Source organism: Streptomyces griseorubiginosus (assembly GCF_001514195.1).
In the GTDB taxonomy this organism is placed as follows: Bacteria; Actinomycetota; Actinomycetes; order Streptomycetales; family Streptomycetaceae; genus Streptomyces; species Streptomyces griseorubiginosus.
This window is the reverse complement of sequence record NZ_KQ948736.1, coordinates 128,895-143,603: the sequence shown is the minus strand read 5'-3', so window position 1 is coordinate 143,603 and position 14,709 is coordinate 128,895. Positions and strand designations below refer to the sequence as shown.

At 73.2% G+C, this 14,709-nt stretch carries 10 protein-coding genes; 6 read left to right on the top strand and 4 right to left on the bottom strand.

Annotation, left to right across the window (positions count from 1 at the left end):
- Positions 1-99: 99 nt before the first annotated feature.
- Positions 100-1,185 (bottom strand): beta-glucuronidase AbsR1, encoded by a 1,086-nt coding sequence (absR1, locus tag AQJ54_RS13320; RefSeq protein WP_062237313.1) that lies wholly within the window; start codon positions 1,183-1,185, stop codon positions 100-102.
- A gap of 95 nt (positions 1,186-1,280) precedes the next feature.
- On the opposite strand from absR1, the gene AQJ54_RS13315 reads away from it, so the two are divergent.
- Entirely contained in the window at positions 1,281-3,254 is a 1,974-nt protein-coding gene (locus AQJ54_RS13315) for a LuxR family transcriptional regulator AbsR2 (RefSeq protein WP_062237312.1), read from the top strand.
- Positions 3,255-3,344: 90 nt separating this feature from the next.
- On the opposite strand, the gene AQJ54_RS13310 is transcribed toward AQJ54_RS13315, so the two are convergent.
- The gene (locus tag AQJ54_RS13310) at positions 3,345-5,912 is read right to left on the bottom strand and encodes a CHAT domain-containing protein (protein ID WP_062237311.1); all 2,568 of its coding nucleotides are present in this window, start codon (positions 5,910-5,912) and stop codon (positions 3,345-3,347) included.
- A gap of 147 nt (positions 5,913-6,059) precedes the next feature.
- Here AQJ54_RS13310 and AQJ54_RS13305 point away from each other — a divergent pair, with 147 nt between their 5' ends.
- From AQJ54_RS13305 to AQJ54_RS13295, 3 genes are read left to right on the top strand one after another with little or no spacing between them, the layout of a single operon-like run.
- Complete coding sequence (locus AQJ54_RS13305) at positions 6,060-7,487, top strand: S8/S53 family peptidase (RefSeq protein ID WP_062237310.1); 1,428 nt, start codon at positions 6,060-6,062, stop codon at positions 7,485-7,487.
- 59 nt (positions 7,488-7,546) lie between these two features.
- On the top strand, positions 7,547-8,122 hold the full coding sequence (locus tag AQJ54_RS13300) for an RNA polymerase sigma factor (protein WP_062237309.1): 576 nt from the start codon (positions 7,547-7,549) through the stop codon (positions 8,120-8,122).
- Positions 8,119-8,607 carry a hypothetical protein gene (locus AQJ54_RS13295; RefSeq protein WP_062237307.1) on the top strand — a complete coding sequence of 163 codons (489 nt, stop codon included), beginning with the start codon at positions 8,119-8,121 and terminating at the stop codon, positions 8,605-8,607. The genes AQJ54_RS13300 and AQJ54_RS13295 overlap by 4 nt, the downstream gene beginning before the upstream one ends.
- Before the next feature lie 126 nt (positions 8,608-8,733).
- Here AQJ54_RS13295 and AQJ54_RS13290 read toward each other — a convergent pair whose 3' ends face one another.
- Positions 8,734-9,507 carry an N-formylglutamate amidohydrolase gene (locus AQJ54_RS13290; RefSeq protein WP_062237304.1) on the bottom strand — a complete coding sequence of 258 codons (774 nt, stop codon included), beginning with the start codon at positions 9,505-9,507 and terminating at the stop codon, positions 8,734-8,736.
- Between the two features lie 47 nt (positions 9,508-9,554).
- On the opposite strand from AQJ54_RS13290, the gene AQJ54_RS13285 reads away from it, so the two are divergent.
- The gene (locus AQJ54_RS13285) at positions 9,555-9,884 is read left to right on the top strand and encodes a DUF5713 family protein (RefSeq protein WP_062238597.1); all 330 of its coding nucleotides are present in this window, start codon (positions 9,555-9,557) and stop codon (positions 9,882-9,884) included.
- Positions 9,885-10,180: 296 nt separating this feature from the next.
- On the opposite strand, the gene AQJ54_RS13280 is transcribed toward AQJ54_RS13285, so the two are convergent.
- A complete protein-coding gene (locus AQJ54_RS13280; protein ID WP_062237302.1) occupies positions 10,181-12,400 on the bottom strand; it encodes an NADP-dependent isocitrate dehydrogenase in 2,220 nt (739 codons plus the stop codon).
- Positions 12,401-12,605: 205 nt separating this feature from the next.
- On the opposite strand from AQJ54_RS13280, the gene AQJ54_RS13275 reads away from it, so the two are divergent.
- Positions 12,606-14,180 carry a M1 family metallopeptidase gene (locus tag AQJ54_RS13275; RefSeq protein ID WP_062237300.1) on the top strand — a complete coding sequence of 525 codons (1,575 nt, stop codon included), beginning with the start codon at positions 12,606-12,608 and terminating at the stop codon, positions 14,178-14,180.
- Positions 14,181-14,709 lie beyond the last annotated feature (529 nt).

Below are 14,709 nucleotides of genomic sequence, written 5' to 3'. Positions count from 1 at the left end.
GGTGCTCGTCTCCCTCCCCCGAAGGTGACGAGCACCGGCCATTCCCCCGGCGCCGGACAGTGGTCCAGCCTCGTCCGTGTGCGGTCCGTACGTGCCGGCTCACCAGCACATGACCGCGGTTTCCCCCGAACCCCACGCGGAGTACAGGCGCACACGGACGAAGTAGCGGCGGCCCTTGACGAGACGGGCCCTGAGCGTTGCGTTGTGCGGTGTGCCTCCGTCGTCGTGGCCGCAGAGGTAGCGGGCTTCTCCGTCCCGTTCCTCGAAGACCACCACGACGGTGTCGGCGTCGCCGAAGATGCCCACGGTGTACTCGCGGGTCTCCGGCGGTTCCACCGTGAAGTCGGCCTGCCCGCCCGGCCCGAGCCCCAGCGGGGCGGACCGGAAGGGCACCAGCGCGGGCGGCCGGACCGGCTCGGTCGGCGGATACCAGCGCAGGACGTACTCCTTGTCGGCGGCCGACAGGGTGCCGGGCGGGTGGAGGCCCGCACGGAACTGCTCCGGTTCCAGGATCAGCCCCGCCCCGAAGGGATACTCCATGATCGACTGCGGGTCCCAGACGGAGCCGTTGACCTCGTCCGGGTCGAGCTTGCGCAGGATGTTGAAGAACGTCCGGTCCCGGCTCCAATGGTTCGGCGGGCCCGCCAGATCGGCGTAGACGGCCTCCTCGTCCCAGTGGATCCCGGCGAACGGACTCTGGTGCTCGTGCTGCATGCCGAGCGCGTGCCCGATCTCGTGCAGGGCCGTCCCGCGCTCCCCGGGCGCGGTCAGGTCCCAGCCGAAGTTCATGGTGCGCTCGTTCACCCCGACCCGCAGGGCGTCCCTGCCCACGGTCGACCAGGATCCGTCGCCGAGCTGGAACCCGATGCGCAGTTCGGCCTCCGAACGGTCGCCGACCTCGGTGAAACGCACCCCCACCCCGAGGTCCTGCCACTCCTGGAAGCACTCGCGCACCACGTCCCGCTGCTCCTTGGCGCCCACCCACGACACCCGGCGGTTCTGCCCGGTCCCCGGAACAGGAATGACCGACCCGTCGGAGTCGCCGTCGAAGAAGCAGTAGTGCAGGACCGTGCTGTTGACCCACATCCGACCGCCGCCGGCGAGCGCGCTCAGCCGCTCGGCGGCCAGCCCCGGAGCGAACGCCGGAGCCGACTGCTGCGCGAGGGAGCAGTAGCGAGCGGTCATGCGTCCCAGCGTGCCGTCGGGCGTCCGGGGGCGCCTGAGTCGGGGGCTACTCAAGTCCCCCTGTATCAGACCTGAGTAGCGGTGCTCTTGCTTCCGTGACGACATTCGAACGGGACGCGACAAGCCTGCGACCGCCCTGGCCGTTCACCGGGCGCCAGGACGAACTCGAGCTGATCCGCGGGTCCGTGGCCGGCGGCCGGCACGGCATTGTGGTGACCGGTCCGGCGGGGCGGGGCAAGACCCTGCTGGTCACGGAGGCCGTGCGCGGCACCGACTGCGCGCGGGCGACGGGGACGCCCGAGACCCGCGACCTCCCGTTTGCCGCCTTCGCCCACCTGCTCCCGGACACCGTGTCCCTGCATCGCGCGGTCCAACTGCTCTCAGGCGTACGGCTGTTGCTGGTCGACGACGCCCATCTGCTCGACGACGCCTCGGCCGCCCTGGTCCACCAGCTCGCCGTGCACGGCCGCACCCGGCTCCTGGTCGTCGCCACCGAGGGCGCCCGGGCACCGGGGGCGATCACCCGTCTGTGGACCGGGGAACTCCTGCCGCGCCTCGACCTGGAGCCGCTGCCCCGCGAGGAGACGGCGCAGCTGCTCGCGGCCGGCGCGGGCGGCCTGGAGGCCCTCACCGTCAGCCGGCTGCACCGGCTCTGCCAGGGCGATCTGCGGCTGTTGCGGGAGCTGGTGGGTGCGGTGCGCGAGCAGGGGCTCCTGTCGCGCGTCCCGGACTCGGGCGAGTGGGAGTGGCGGGGCCCGGTGCCGGTCACCGCGACCGTGCGCGAACGCCTCGCGGACCTCCTCGACCGCGCGGACCCCGGCGAGCGCGCCACCCTGGACCGCCTGGCGTTCGGCGAACCGCTCCCCGTGGACGCCGACACGCTCGACCTGGGCGCGCTCGAAGTGTTGGAGGCCGACGGCCTGGTCCACATCGACGACCACGGCACCGCGAGCCTCGCCCACCCCCTCCACGGCCCGGTGCTCCGTTCGGTGGCAGGCCGCCTCAGGGCCCGCCGCCTGGCCCGCACCCCGTCCGACCGCACGGCCGCCCTGGAGACCGAGACGGCCGCCCTGGCGCGGGCCATCGCCGAGACGGACGTACGGGCCGTACCGGCGCCGGTGGGGGAGTGGCTCGTCACCGAGGGCATCGGCATCCCGGCCCCGCACGCCGCCGTACGAGCCCGCTTCGCCCGCCTGCGCGGCCAACTGCGCGAGGCCGCCTCCTGGGCCCGGGAGGGCCTGCGCACCACCCCCGAAGACCACCCCTGCCACCTCGAACTCGCCCTGTCGACGGCCCAGTCGGGCGAGGCGGGGCGAGTGGTGGCGGCAGGGGGCGACGACTTGGAACGAATGTCGGCGCGGATCCGCGGCTCGGGGTCGGTGAACAGGGGCGGCCCGTCCGCCGCCGACCCCGGGACACCTGCGGCCCCCTCAGCCAGTGCCGCCGACTCCGGCACCCCTGCGGCCCCCTCAGCCAGTGCCGTCGACCCCGGCACCCCTACGCCCCCCTCATCCGGCGCCGCCGCCTGGTGGGCCGCCGCTCGCGGTGACCTCGACGCCGCCCTGGACGCCGTCGGTGCGGAGCCGTACGACGCCGTCCGCCTCGGTGCGCCCGAGCGGGCCGTCGGCCGGCTGACCGGGGTCTTCGCCGCGCACGCCGACGCGCTCGCCCAAGGAGACGGACCCGCCCTCGACCGTGCGGCCCGGACGCTGGAGGAGCGCGGTTTCCTGCTGTTCGCGGCGGAGGCGTACGCCCAGGCGGCGCAGGCGCACCGCGACCCCGGCGCGGCCCGCACCTCCCGCACCCGGTCCGTCGCCCTGGCCCGCCGCTGCCAGGGCGCCCGTACCCCGGCCCTGGCGGGGCTGGTCCTCGGCGAACTCACCGCCCGCCAGCGGCAGATCGTCACCCTCGCCGCCGCCGGCCTCACCAACCGCCAGATCGCGGAGAAGCTCACCCTGTCGGTCCGGACCGTCGGCAACCACCTCTACGGCGCCTACACCCGCCTCGGCGCGAGCGACCGCGACGCGCTGCCGTGCCTGGTGGAGCTGCCCGAGGCACAACCGGCCTGAGCCGGACACGGACCGGGGCGGTCTGACCCCCAGTATTCGGGGGAGGGGTCAGGCCGCCCCACGCACCACACCTCGCACCTCCGGCAGGGACTACGCCGCCCCGAACGCCGAGAACGCCCACCCCGTCGCCTGATGCACCGCGTCCCCCGGCAGCGCGGCCCGCGCGTCCCGCAACGCCTCCGCCATCGACGCCCCCGCACCGAGCCCCTTGTGCAGCGCGAGCATCAACGGCACCACCGCCTCGTCGTTGACCGGCGCACTGCACGCCACCACCCCCGCCGTGCCCAGCGGCAGCAACGCGGTGACCAGGCCGAGCAGTTCGTCCGCGCCGACCGACGCGAACCGGGCCGTGTCGCAGCAGGACAGAATGATCCGGTAGGGGCTGCGGTCGAGACGCTCGAAGTCATGGACGATCAGCGGCCCGTCCGCCATCCGCAACGAGGAGAACAACGGGCTGTCCGCCCGGAACGTGCCGTGCGCCGCGATATGGGCCAGCGCCGCCCCGTCCAGCTCCTCCAGCACCCGCGGCACGCGCGCCTCGTCGTACTCCAGGACGGTCGCCGAACCGTGGCGTCCGGCCAGTTCGGGCACCTCGGCGCCGCCGGTCGCAAGCCCCGGCCCGCGCACCAGGACCTGGCGTCCACCGTCCGGCGGCGCGGTCCCGTGCGCCCGCAGCCAGCTGCTCGCCGACGGCGACACGCTGAACACCCGCTCCCGCAGCGACGGCAGCAGCGCCCACGGCACCCGGTGCAGCCGCCCCGGCGGCACCACCACGACCGGCCCGGAGCCGAGCTGCGCCGCCGCCGGGCCCAGCAGCAGCTCCTCCAGCCGCCGCCCCGCCGCCTCCACCACCGGAAGCCGCGCCTCCGCACCTGGGTGGGCGAGCCGCCGTAGGCCCGCCTGGACGTGCTCCGCCTCGCGTTCCGCGTCGGCCAGCAGGCCGCCCTCGAACCGCCGCACCCGCCCCCGCCCGCACAGCAGCACCTGCACCCGCCCGTCCAGCACGGCCAGTTCGACCAGCCGTACGTCGTCGCCGAGCCGTTCCAGCAGTTCGGCCGGGTCGAAGCGGTAGCCGTCACCGGGGGCGTCGCCGCGGATGTGGTGGGTGCGGGAGCGGATCTCCCGTTCCAGGCGCCGCTGTTCACGCTCCAGCGCCGGCACCGGCCGCCCCTCCGTCCGGGCCGCCTCCGCCCGGGCGGCGATCTCCCGGAACGCGGTGAGATCGCTGAGCAGGCCGGGATCGGCCGGTGGGCGGGTCGGCGGGGCGGACAGCGCGGTGGCCCGCCAGCGCTCGCTCCACACCAGCAGCCGGCGCGGTCCGCCCGAGGCGAGCGAGGCCCGCGCGGCCAGCGCGGCGAGCTCCGCGCCCTGCGCGGTGGCCCGGGCCCTGAGCTCGGAGGCTCCCAGTGTCGTCCGGTGGTCGTCGAGCACGTCCAGGCCGCGACGGCAGGCCTCCAGGACCCGCCGGTCGGAGCCCACGGCCCGCGCCCACAGCGCCCGGGCCGCCCAGCCCGTCATCCGCGCCAGCGGCGGCCCGCTGTGCCGGCTGCGCGCGGCGACCTCCAGATGCCGCTGGGCGTCCTCGCGCCACCCCAGGACCAGCGCGATCCGGCCCGCCAGCAGCGAGGCCTCCGGGGCCGCCGGCGCGCCGAAGGACGCCAGCCGCTCGGCGACCGCCGCCGCGTCCGCGACCAGCCGCCCCGAACCACGCCCCGCGGCGACCCGTGCCTCGATCAGCACCAGCCGGGCATGCGTCTCCCACCAGGAGCGCCGCTGCCCCGCGAACAGCCGTACCGCCAGGTCGGCGCGTGCGATCGCGGTGTGCGCGTCCCCCTCGACCCGGGCCGCCCGCGCGGCGGCGAGCAGCAGTTCCGCCTTCAGCGTCGACTGTCCGCCGATGCCGTCGAGGACCTTGATCGCCGCGTCCGCCTCCGCGAGCGCCTCCCGGGCCAGCCCCGCTGCCATCAGGACCTCGCAGCGCCGGACCGTGAGCATGAACGTCGGTGTGCCGAGCTTGGCGTACCGCTCCTGCGCCTCGTCCAGCAGCCGCAGCGCCGCCGGGACGTCCCCCGACCGGTAGGCGGCAAGGCCCCGGCTCTCCACCGCGTCGGCCTTGTCGTGCTCCTGGCCCGTGGTGTCCCACAGCGCCTCCGCCGCCGTGAAGTCGGCGTCCGCGCGCTCCACTGCGCCGAGCGCCAGATGCACGGTCGCCCGCAGGGTCAGCGCCCGCGCCGTCCAGATCACGTCCTCGGCCTGCCGCAGCACCGGGATCGCCCGCCGTACGTCCTCCAGCGCCGCCTTGTGCTGCCCCAGCACCCAGGACGCGTACGCCCGCCGGAACAGCACCCGGGCGCGGGTGTGCCCGCCGGCGACCTCGACCCCCCGTTCCAGCGCCGCGAGCCCCTGCCGGGTGCGCCCCGCGTGCACCAGCGCCACCCCGAGCGCGGCCAGCACGTCCGCCTCCCGGTCGGCCGACTCCGAGCGCGCCGCGAGATCACGGGCGCGGCGCAGATGGTCGAGGGCGATCCGCAGGTCGCCCCAGTCCCGCTGCCAGATGCCGATCACCTGGTGGGCCACGGAGGCGTGCAGCGGTGAGGGATCGGAGCCGAGTACCTCCTCCGCCCTCGCCAGCGCCTGGTTGGGGGCGGCGAACACCATCGGCAGAAGTTCGAGAACCGAGTCGCTTCCCGCTGTCACCCCAAGGATGGTAGTGCCACGGGTGGCGGGCCACACCGGTTCGGCGCTGTATCAATGACCGGTCCCGCGGCTCTGACTGACGACCGCCGCCCAGTGGGAGGACACGCCATGGCACCTCAGCGATTCCACGAGCAGTTCGACCAGATCCAGCGTTCCATGCCCGATGTCCCCCTGGCCCTCGGGCCCGACGACGCCTCGGAGTTCATCTACGAGAAGGGTGTCGTCCTCGCCCGGGACGGCCGCGACGCGGCGCTCGTCGAGGAGACCGTCCGCACCCACTTCACCGCGGCGACCGGTCTGACCGGCGACCACGTGCGCCGGGACAGTCCCGAGACCAACCGCTCGGGCATCACCCGCATCAAGGTCGGCGACCCGGGTCACGGCGACCGGCGCGGCGACCGCGCCGTCACCCACGCGCTGCGCGCCATGAGCGAGCGCGAGGGCCGCGCCGGGCGCCGGATCGTCAGCCGCAACCACGTGGTGTCGATCGCCGTCAACTCCTGCCCCGGCGACGAACCCGTGCCCGCCTCCCTCAGCCAGGGCACCAACCCGGCCCCGGCGGAAGCCGCTCACGACCCCGGCACCGCGGTGGGCGTGCTCGTCGTCGACAACGGCCTCACCCACGACCACGCGCTCGTCCCGCTGCTCGCCCACGTCGACGGCGACCTGCACGGCACCGAGACCGACGCGGACGGCAACCTCCTCCAGTACGTCGGCCACGGCACCTTCATCGCCGGTGTCCTCGCGGCCGTCGCGCCCAACACCGACATCACCGTCCGCAACACCCTCAACGACGCGGGCGCCATCCTGGAGTCCGAGCTCGGCGACCGGCTCTTCGAGGCCGTCGCCGACGGCTGGCCCGACATCATCAGCCTGTCCGCGGGCACCTCCAACGGCCGCACCGACGGACTGCTCGGCATGGACGCCTTCATGCAGGAACTGCACGCCCACGGCACCCTGTTGGTCGCCGCCGCCGGCAACAACGCCAGCGCCAGCCCCTTCTGGCCCGCCGCCTACGCCGACCTGCCCGAGTACCGGGACGTCGTCCTGTCGGTCGGCGCGCTGCGCGGCGACGGCGAGTTCGGCGCCTGCTTCAGCAACCACGGCTCCTGGGTGAAGGTCTACGCCCCCGGCGAGCGCCTCACCAGCGCCCTCACCGGCTTCGACGCACCGGTACCGTACGCCTACCAGCACTCCACCTACGAGGCCTGCCGGTACGGCTTCACCTATGTCTGCACCTGCCAGTCCCCGTCCCACGTCGGGGTGCTGAGCGAGGACGGCGGCACCGTCAAGCCGGACCAGGTGATGTTCGAGGGGTACGCGCACTGGAGCGGCACCTCCTTCGCCACCCCGGTCGTCGCCGGTCTGGTCGCCGCCCACATGACCGCGAACAAGGAGACCGACCCGCGTGCCGCCCGGAGTCAACTCCTCGCCGCCAACACCCAGTTCGCCGAAGTGCGCGGGGCGCACGTCCCGGCGCTCAGGCCGGCCGGCTGGCGTCCGGTGCCGGTCGTGCAGCGCCCGGTCGGCGCATGAGGGCCGGAGTGGTCCCTTCCACGGCGTACGATGACTTGCCGTACACGAGGGGTGGGACCGTGGACCGAGCAGATGTCGGTGGGCTGGTCCAGTCCGCCGTCGACGGCGACGCGGCGGCCTGGAAGGCGCTCGTGGAGGGGCTGAGCCCACTGGTGTGGTCGGTGGTGCGCTCGCACCGCCTCTCCGACGCCGACGCGCACGAGGTGTACCAGACCGTCTGGTTCCGTTTCGCCCAGCACCTGGGGCGGATCCGCGAACCCGACAAGGCCAAGTCCTGGCTGGCCAGCACCGCGCGCCACGAGTGCCTGAAGGTGCTCAAGAGCTTAAGACGGCTGACCGTCACGGACGATCCGCAACTCCTTGACCGGATCAGCGAGGACCGTACGCCCGAGCAGTCCCTCATCGACTCCGAGGAGGCCGCCGCGCAGAGCGAGCGGGTGCGGCGCCTGTGGCAGGAGTTCGAGGAACTCGGCGACCGCTGCCGGCAGTTGCTGCGCATTCTGATGGCGTCCCCGAAACCCGGCTACCAGGAGGTGTCCGCCGCCCTGGGGATCGCGGTGGGCAGCATCGGACCACTGCGCCAGCGCTGCCTGCGGCGGCTGCGGGCGCGGCTCGAAGCCCGGGGGGCGGTATGAGCGACGACGACCTCGACGACCTCTTCACCGAAGAGGCCCTGCCCGACGAGGAGTTGGCCCTGGACCTGCTGGAGGAGGAGCTCCGGCAGGCCACCGCCATCCTGGACCCCGTGCCGGCGGCCCTGCGGCAGATTGCCGTCGAGGCGTTCGCGCTGCACGACCTGGACAGCCGTATCGCCGAGCTGTCCTTCGACTCGGTGGTCGACGCCCTCCCCGTGCGGGGAGGGCCGGCGGCGCCCCGGATGCTCACCTTCCACGCGGGCGAGGTGACGGTCGACGTCGAACTCACCGCGCAGGGACTGATGGGCCAGGTGCTGCCGCCCCGGTCGGCCCGCATCGAGGTGCTCAGCGGTCCTCAGCCGGGCGCACCGCTCACCACCGACGACATGGGCCGCTTCACCTGCGAGGTGCCCCCGACCGGCCCGTTCGCCCTGCGCCTGCGCACCGACGAAGAGGTGATCGTCACGGACTGGCTGACGGTGTGAACCGCCTGTCCGGTCCGCGTGAGGCGGCCGGACCGGGCACCGGGCCGAGCCCGGTCCCGGCCGCACCGGGCACCGGGCCGGGCCCGGTCCCGGCCGCACCGTGCGGGGAAGCGCTCCGGACGGGGGTCAGTCCACGGCGTCCACGAGCGCGGCCAGTGCCCGCGCGAGCCGGTTCAGCCCCGGTCCGGCCGGCCCGCCCGGTTCCGTCATGTACGTGTCCCGGCGGATCTCCACCATCAGAGCACTCACGCGGGGATCACGGCCGTAGAACTCCAGCGGCACGTACGTCCCGCTGAACGGGCTGTTCAGCTCGACCTCGCCGAACGCCTGCCGGGCCGCCGCGACCAGCTCGGGCGGCGTGTGGAAGGGGTCGGTGCCCAGACACACCGCCGGCCGCGGTCCTTCGCCGTGCAGTTCGTACGGCAGCGGCGCGCTGGGGTAGGAGTGCACGTCGATGACGACGGCCCGCCCGACGGCCGCGAGCCGCTCGGCGACGGCCTCGGTCATGGCCCGGGCGTAGGGCCGGAACCAGCGTTCGACGAGCGGCTCCGGGTCGGTGTCCGCGGGCCGCAGCGGCTCGCGCCCGGTGGTCCTGGTGTACACGGCCCCCATTCCCACGGCGAGCATCTCCTCCCGCTCGTCCGGGAACCGCTCGGGATCGACGACGAGCCGGGAGAGCCGGTTCACGAACCGCCACGGGGTCGTGCCGGCCAGTCCGGCCGCCTCCTCGGCGAGCTCCGCCGTGTGCGCGTCGACGATGTGGTCCAGCTCCCGCTCCAGCGCGGGATCGTCCAGCACGATCCCGGCCCGCACCTCGGCGGGTATGTCCCGCGCGGAGTGCGGCACATGGAGGATCACCGGCGACTGCTCGGCACCGGGCAGGAGGTCGAACGAGGGCATACGGCTGCTCCCGGGGCGTTGTCAGTGGCGTGGTGCACCATCTCAGCATGAACATCGACGACCAGCGGGTGGCGGCCCACCCGTTCCTCGACGCGCTCTACCGCGACGGCTGGTACCCCGACCGCGCGGTGGACCTCGGCAAGGAGATCCTGCTGCGCCTGTGCGCCCGTATCGAGGCGGACCGCCCTGCCGACCTGGCCGCCCTGTACGTCCTGACCCAGGCGGCCACGGAGGAGTTCAACGACCTCCAGGACGAGGACTTCGACATCGAGACCGTGGCCCGCGAGGAGATAGCCGCGGAGTTCTGGTTCATCGCGCAGGCCTACGGCTTCGAGGACGCGGACGTGGAGGAACTGATCGCGACTCGGGACTGGTGAGTCGCGCTGCGCTGGGCTTGAGCCGGGCGCCCAGGGGGGTGCCGGGGCCTGTTGGTGGGCGGGTGCGAGTCCGTGGTGGCTGGTCGCGCAGTTCCCCGCGCCCCTAGGAGTTGCAGGCGGCCTGCGCCACAACGGCGCCCTTGGTCGCCTTCGCAGCGACGGGCACGTCCCCGATACGTCCCGCCACCGTACGCGACCTGTCCCGAACGCGGCCCGCCCCGGACACACCCCCGCCCCGGCCGGACCGAAGTCGACCGGGGCGGAGATGGGCAGAGCCGTCCCTGAAGGGACGCGCGTCAGCTCAGGGACGCCAGCGTCTCGTTCCACGTGATGGACGGGCGCATGACCTTCGCGGCCTTGGCCGGGTCGGGCTGGTAGTAGCCGCCGATGTCGGCCGGCTTGCCCTGGACGGCGTTCAGCTCCTCGACGATCTTCTGCTCGTTCGCCGCGAGGGTCTCGGCGAACGGGCCGAAGGCCTTGGCGAGGTCCGCGTCGTCGGTCTGCGCGGCCAGCTCCTGGGCCCAGTACAGGGACAGGTAGAAGTGGCTGCCGCGGTTGTCGATGCCGCCGACGCGACGGGTCGGGGACTTGTCCTCGTTGAGGAAGGTCGCCGTGGCGCGGTCCAGGGTGTCCGCCAGGACCTTCGCGCGGGAGTTGCCCGTGAAGTCGGCGTACTGCTCCAGCGACGGGACCAGCGCGAAGAACTCACCGAGCGAGTCCCAGCGCAGGTAGTCCTCCTTGACCAGCTGCTGGACGTGCTTGGGCGCGGAGCCGCCGGCACCGGTCTCGAAGAGACCGCCGCCCGCCATCAGCGGCACCACCGACAGCATCTTGGCGCTGGTGCCCAGCTCCAGGATCGGGAACAGGTCGGTCAGGTAGTCACGCAGGACGTTGCCCGTCACCGAGATGGTGTTCTCGCCGCGGCGGATGCGCTCCACCGACAGCTTGGTGGCCTCGACCGGCGCGAGGATCCGGATGTCCAGGCCCTCGGTGTCGTGCTCCGGCAGGTACGCCTTGACCTTGGCGATCAGGTTGGCGTCGTGCGCGCGGGTCTCGTCCAGCCAGAACACCGCCGGGTCGCCGGTGGCGCGGGCGCGGGTGACGGCCAGCTTCACCCAGTCCTTGATCGGCGCGTCCTTGGTCTGGCAGGCGCGGAAGATGTCACCGGCCGAGACCGTCTGCTCGATCAGGACGTTGCCGGCCTGGTCGACGAGGCGGACCGTGCCCGTGGTCGCGATCTCGAAGGTCTTGTCGTGGGAGCCGTACTCCTCGGCCTTCTGCGCCATGAGGCCGACGTTCGGCACCGAGCCCATGGTGGAGGGGTCGTAGGCGCCGTTGGCCCGGCAGTCCTCGATCACGGCCTGGTAGACACCGGCGTACGAGGAGTCCGGGAGCACCGCGAGGGTGTCGGCCTCCTGGCCGTCCGGGCCCCACATGTGGCCGGAGGTGCGGATCATGGCCGGCATCGAGGCGTCCACGATCACGTCGGACGGCACGTGCAGGTTGGTGATGCCCTTGTCGGAGTCGACCATCGCGAGCGCCGGGCCCTCGGCGAGCTCGGCGTCGAAGGACGCCTTGATCTCGGCGCCCTCGGGCAGCGACTCCAGGCCCTTGTAGATGCCGCCCAGACCGTCGTTCGGGGTCAGACCGGCGGCGGCGAGCGTGGCGCCGTACTGCGCGAAGGTCTTCGGGAAGAACGCGCGCACCACGTGACCGAAGATGATCGGGTCGGAGACCTTCATCATCGTGGCCTTGAGGTGCACGGAGAACAGCACGTCCTCGGCCTTGGCGCGGGCGATCTGCGCGGTGAGGAACTCACGCAGCGGGGCCACGTGCAGGACGGACGCGTCGACGACCTCGCCCGCGAGGACCGGTACGGACTCGCGCAGCACGGTCGTGGAGCCGTCGTCGCCGACCAGCTCGATCCTCAGCGAACCGGCCTCGGAGATCACCACGGACTTCTCGGTGGAGCGGAAGTCGTCCACGCCCATGGTCGCCACGTTGGTCTTCGAGTCCGAGGACCAGGCGCCCATGCGGTGCGGGTGGGTCTTGGCGTAGTTCTTGACCGAGGCGGGGGCGCGCCGGTCGGAGTTGCCCTCGCGCAGGACCGGGTTCACGGCGGAGCCCTTGACCTTGTCGTAGCGGGCCTGGATGTCCCGCTCCTCGTCGGTCTTCGGGTCGTCCGGGTAGTCCGGCAGCGCGTAGCCCTGGGCCTGGAGCTCGGCGACGGCGGCCTTGAGCTGCGGGATCGACGCCGAGATGTTCGGCAGCTTGATGATGTTGGCCTCGGGCGTCTTCGCCAGCTCGCCCAGCTCGTGCAGGGCGTCCGGGATCCGCTGGTCCTCGGTCAGGTACTCCGGGAACACCGCGATGATGCGTCCGGCCAGCGAGATGTCCCGCGTCTCCACAGAGACACCCGCCTGCGAGGCGTACGCCTTGACCACCGGCAGGAAGGAATACGTCGCCAGGGCCGGGGCCTCGTCAGTGTGCGTATAGATGATGGTCGAGTCAGTCACCGGGTGCTCCGCTCCACGTCTGCAACATTGCTCGACATCAAGATATCTCGTGATCCGGCGGGGCTCGACAGGGGTCCGGGCACGCTGTCCGAGAACCTGTGCATCTCCTGAGGCAACTCAAGCGTCCGATCTTGTGGTCATGCAGGTTGATCACACTCATCCGACGGCCGGACCCGACCAGCCGGCCGCCCGACGAAAGCGGACCATGAGATATCGCTCCAGAGTGACGGCCCCGGCAGCCCTGCTCGGCTCGGTGGCGGCCCTGTCCCTGGCCTCCCCGGCGCACGCCGACGCCTCCCCGGCGCAGGCCGAAGCCGCTCAGGCGGACGCCGACCGGGAGACCGGCACCCCTGGCCCGGAGACCCTGGGGGACTCCGTCTATCCCGGCCTCGGCAACGGCGGCTACCGGGTCTCCGCCTACGACCTCGACCTCGCGTACGACGCCGGCACCCGGCTCGTCGAGGCGAGCGCGACGGTGACGGTCACCGCCACCCAGGAGTTGAGCCGCTTCTCCCTGGACGCGCTGGGCCTGGACATACACACCGTCACCGTGGGCGGCGAGACGGCCGCCTTCGAGCAGGCGGGCGAGAAGCTGCGGATCACGCCCTCCTCCACGCTGTCCGCGGGGGAGGCGACGACCGTCGTCGTGGCGTACGGCGCCGACCCGCGCCGTACGCTCGCGCACACCGCCTGGGTGCCCACCCCGGACGGCTTCGCCGTCTGCCCCCAGCCGAACTCGGCGCACACCGTCTTCCCGTGCAACGACCACCCCTCGGACAAGGCGGACTTCACCTTCCGCGTCACCGTCCCGGCCGCCCTCAAGGGCGTCGCGAACGGGCGGCTGGTGAGCACGGAGGACCTCGGCGACGGCCGTACCGCGTACTGCTACGCGTCCCGGGAGCCGATCGCCACCGAGCTGGTGCAGATCACGGTCGGCGACTACGTGATCAAGGAACGGCAGGGGCCGCACGGACTCCCGCTCCGGGACGTCGTCCCGACCGCCCGGGCCACCGCGCTGGAGCCGGCGCTGGCCCTCACCCCGAACCTGGTGAGCTGGATCGAGCAGCGGCTCGGCGCCTTCCCGTTCGAGACGTACGGCCTGCTGCCCTGCAACAACGACTCCTCGACGGCCTTCGACTTCACGGGCCTGGAGACCCAGACCCTCACCCTGTACAAGCCGAACTTCCTGCTCCAGGCGGAGAAGAGCATCGGCTCGCACATGATGCACGAGCTGGTCCACTCCTATTTCGGCAACTCCGTCAGCCCGGCCACCTGGTCCGACCTGTGGCTCAACGAGGGCCACGCCGACTTCTACGGGCTGCTGTACCGCTACGAGCGCGGCTGGACCGACTCCCTCGGCCTGACCACCATGGAAGCCCGCATGAAGGACACGTACGCGCGCGGCGACCAGTGGCGTAAGTCCTCCGGCCCGGTCGCCGCCCCGAACGCGACCAACCTCTTCGACAGCCAGCGCTACCTCGGCGGCGTGCTCGTCCTGTACGCGCTGCGCCAGCAGGTCGGCGAGACGGCCTTCGCCGCGATCGAGTCCACCTTCCTGGAGCGCTTCCGCAACGCCTCCGCCTCCACCGCCGACTACATCGCCGTCGCCTCGGAGGTCTCCGGCACGGACCAGTCCGGCTTCCTGCGGGACTGGCTCTACGGCACGAAGACCCCGAGAATGCCGGGCCACCCGGACTGGACGGTCACCCCCGCCACCACGACCCTCCGCACCCCGCAGAACCGCCCGAGCGCCCCACACGACAACTCGGCGACCCTGTAGCGGCCTTCACACCCCCGGCACCGCCCCCAACACCGCCCCGGACGGCCGCGCGGCCCCGGCCTTGCCGACCGTCCGGGGGCTGCGGTGTCGCGGGTTGTGGGTCGTGGGCCGGCGCGTGGGGCGGGCGGTGACGTGGGCTGCGGGTACGTGCCGTCTGCACGCCGGCCCGCGGCCCCCGAGCCCGACCTGCCGCAACACCCGGACCGCGCCTGGCCCTTGACCAGATCGAGCGGCCCCGACTCTGTTCCACCGCCCGGGCGGGGACGCAGGCGCATCGCCACGCGCGGGCCCGTCGCTGCGGTGCGCCCCGGACGTACCCGCCCGCGCGCGGCGCTCGACTGCCGCCCTCGCCCGTGGCCGACCGTGCGGGGCGCGGTCATTGCCTCGCCTGAGCCCGCCGCGTGGGTGCGCTCGGTCGTCGCTCCGCCCGAGTCCGCGGCCTGGAATGCGCTTGGTCGCCCGCGCGTGTACTCCGCTGGCGCGGGGCTCATCGACACCTCCCCCCCCCCCCCCCCCCCCCGGCCCCCCC

What these genes read in the sequence shown, in the direction of transcription:
- absR1 (WP_062237313.1), bottom strand. Translation starts at nt 1,185, where the DNA reads ATGACCGCTCGCTACTGCTCCCTCGCGCAGCAGTCGGCTCCGGCGTTC.
- AQJ54_RS13310 (WP_062237311.1), bottom strand. Translation starts at nt 5,912, where the DNA reads ATGGTGTTCGCCGCCCCCAACCAGGCGCTGGCGAGGGCGGAGGAGGTA.
- AQJ54_RS13305 (WP_062237310.1), top strand. Translation starts at nt 6,060, where the DNA reads ATGGCACCTCAGCGATTCCACGAGCAGTTCGACCAGATCCAGCGTTCC.
- AQJ54_RS13295 (WP_062237307.1), top strand. Translation starts at nt 8,119, where the DNA reads ATGAGCGACGACGACCTCGACGACCTCTTCACCGAAGAGGCCCTGCCC.
- AQJ54_RS13290 (WP_062237304.1), bottom strand. Translation starts at nt 9,507, where the DNA reads ATGCCCTCGTTCGACCTCCTGCCCGGTGCCGAGCAGTCGCCGGTGATC.
- AQJ54_RS13285 (WP_062238597.1), top strand. Translation starts at nt 9,555, where the DNA reads ATGAACATCGACGACCAGCGGGTGGCGGCCCACCCGTTCCTCGACGCG.
- AQJ54_RS13275 (WP_062237300.1), top strand. Translation starts at nt 12,606, where the DNA reads ATGAGATATCGCTCCAGAGTGACGGCCCCGGCAGCCCTGCTCGGCTCG.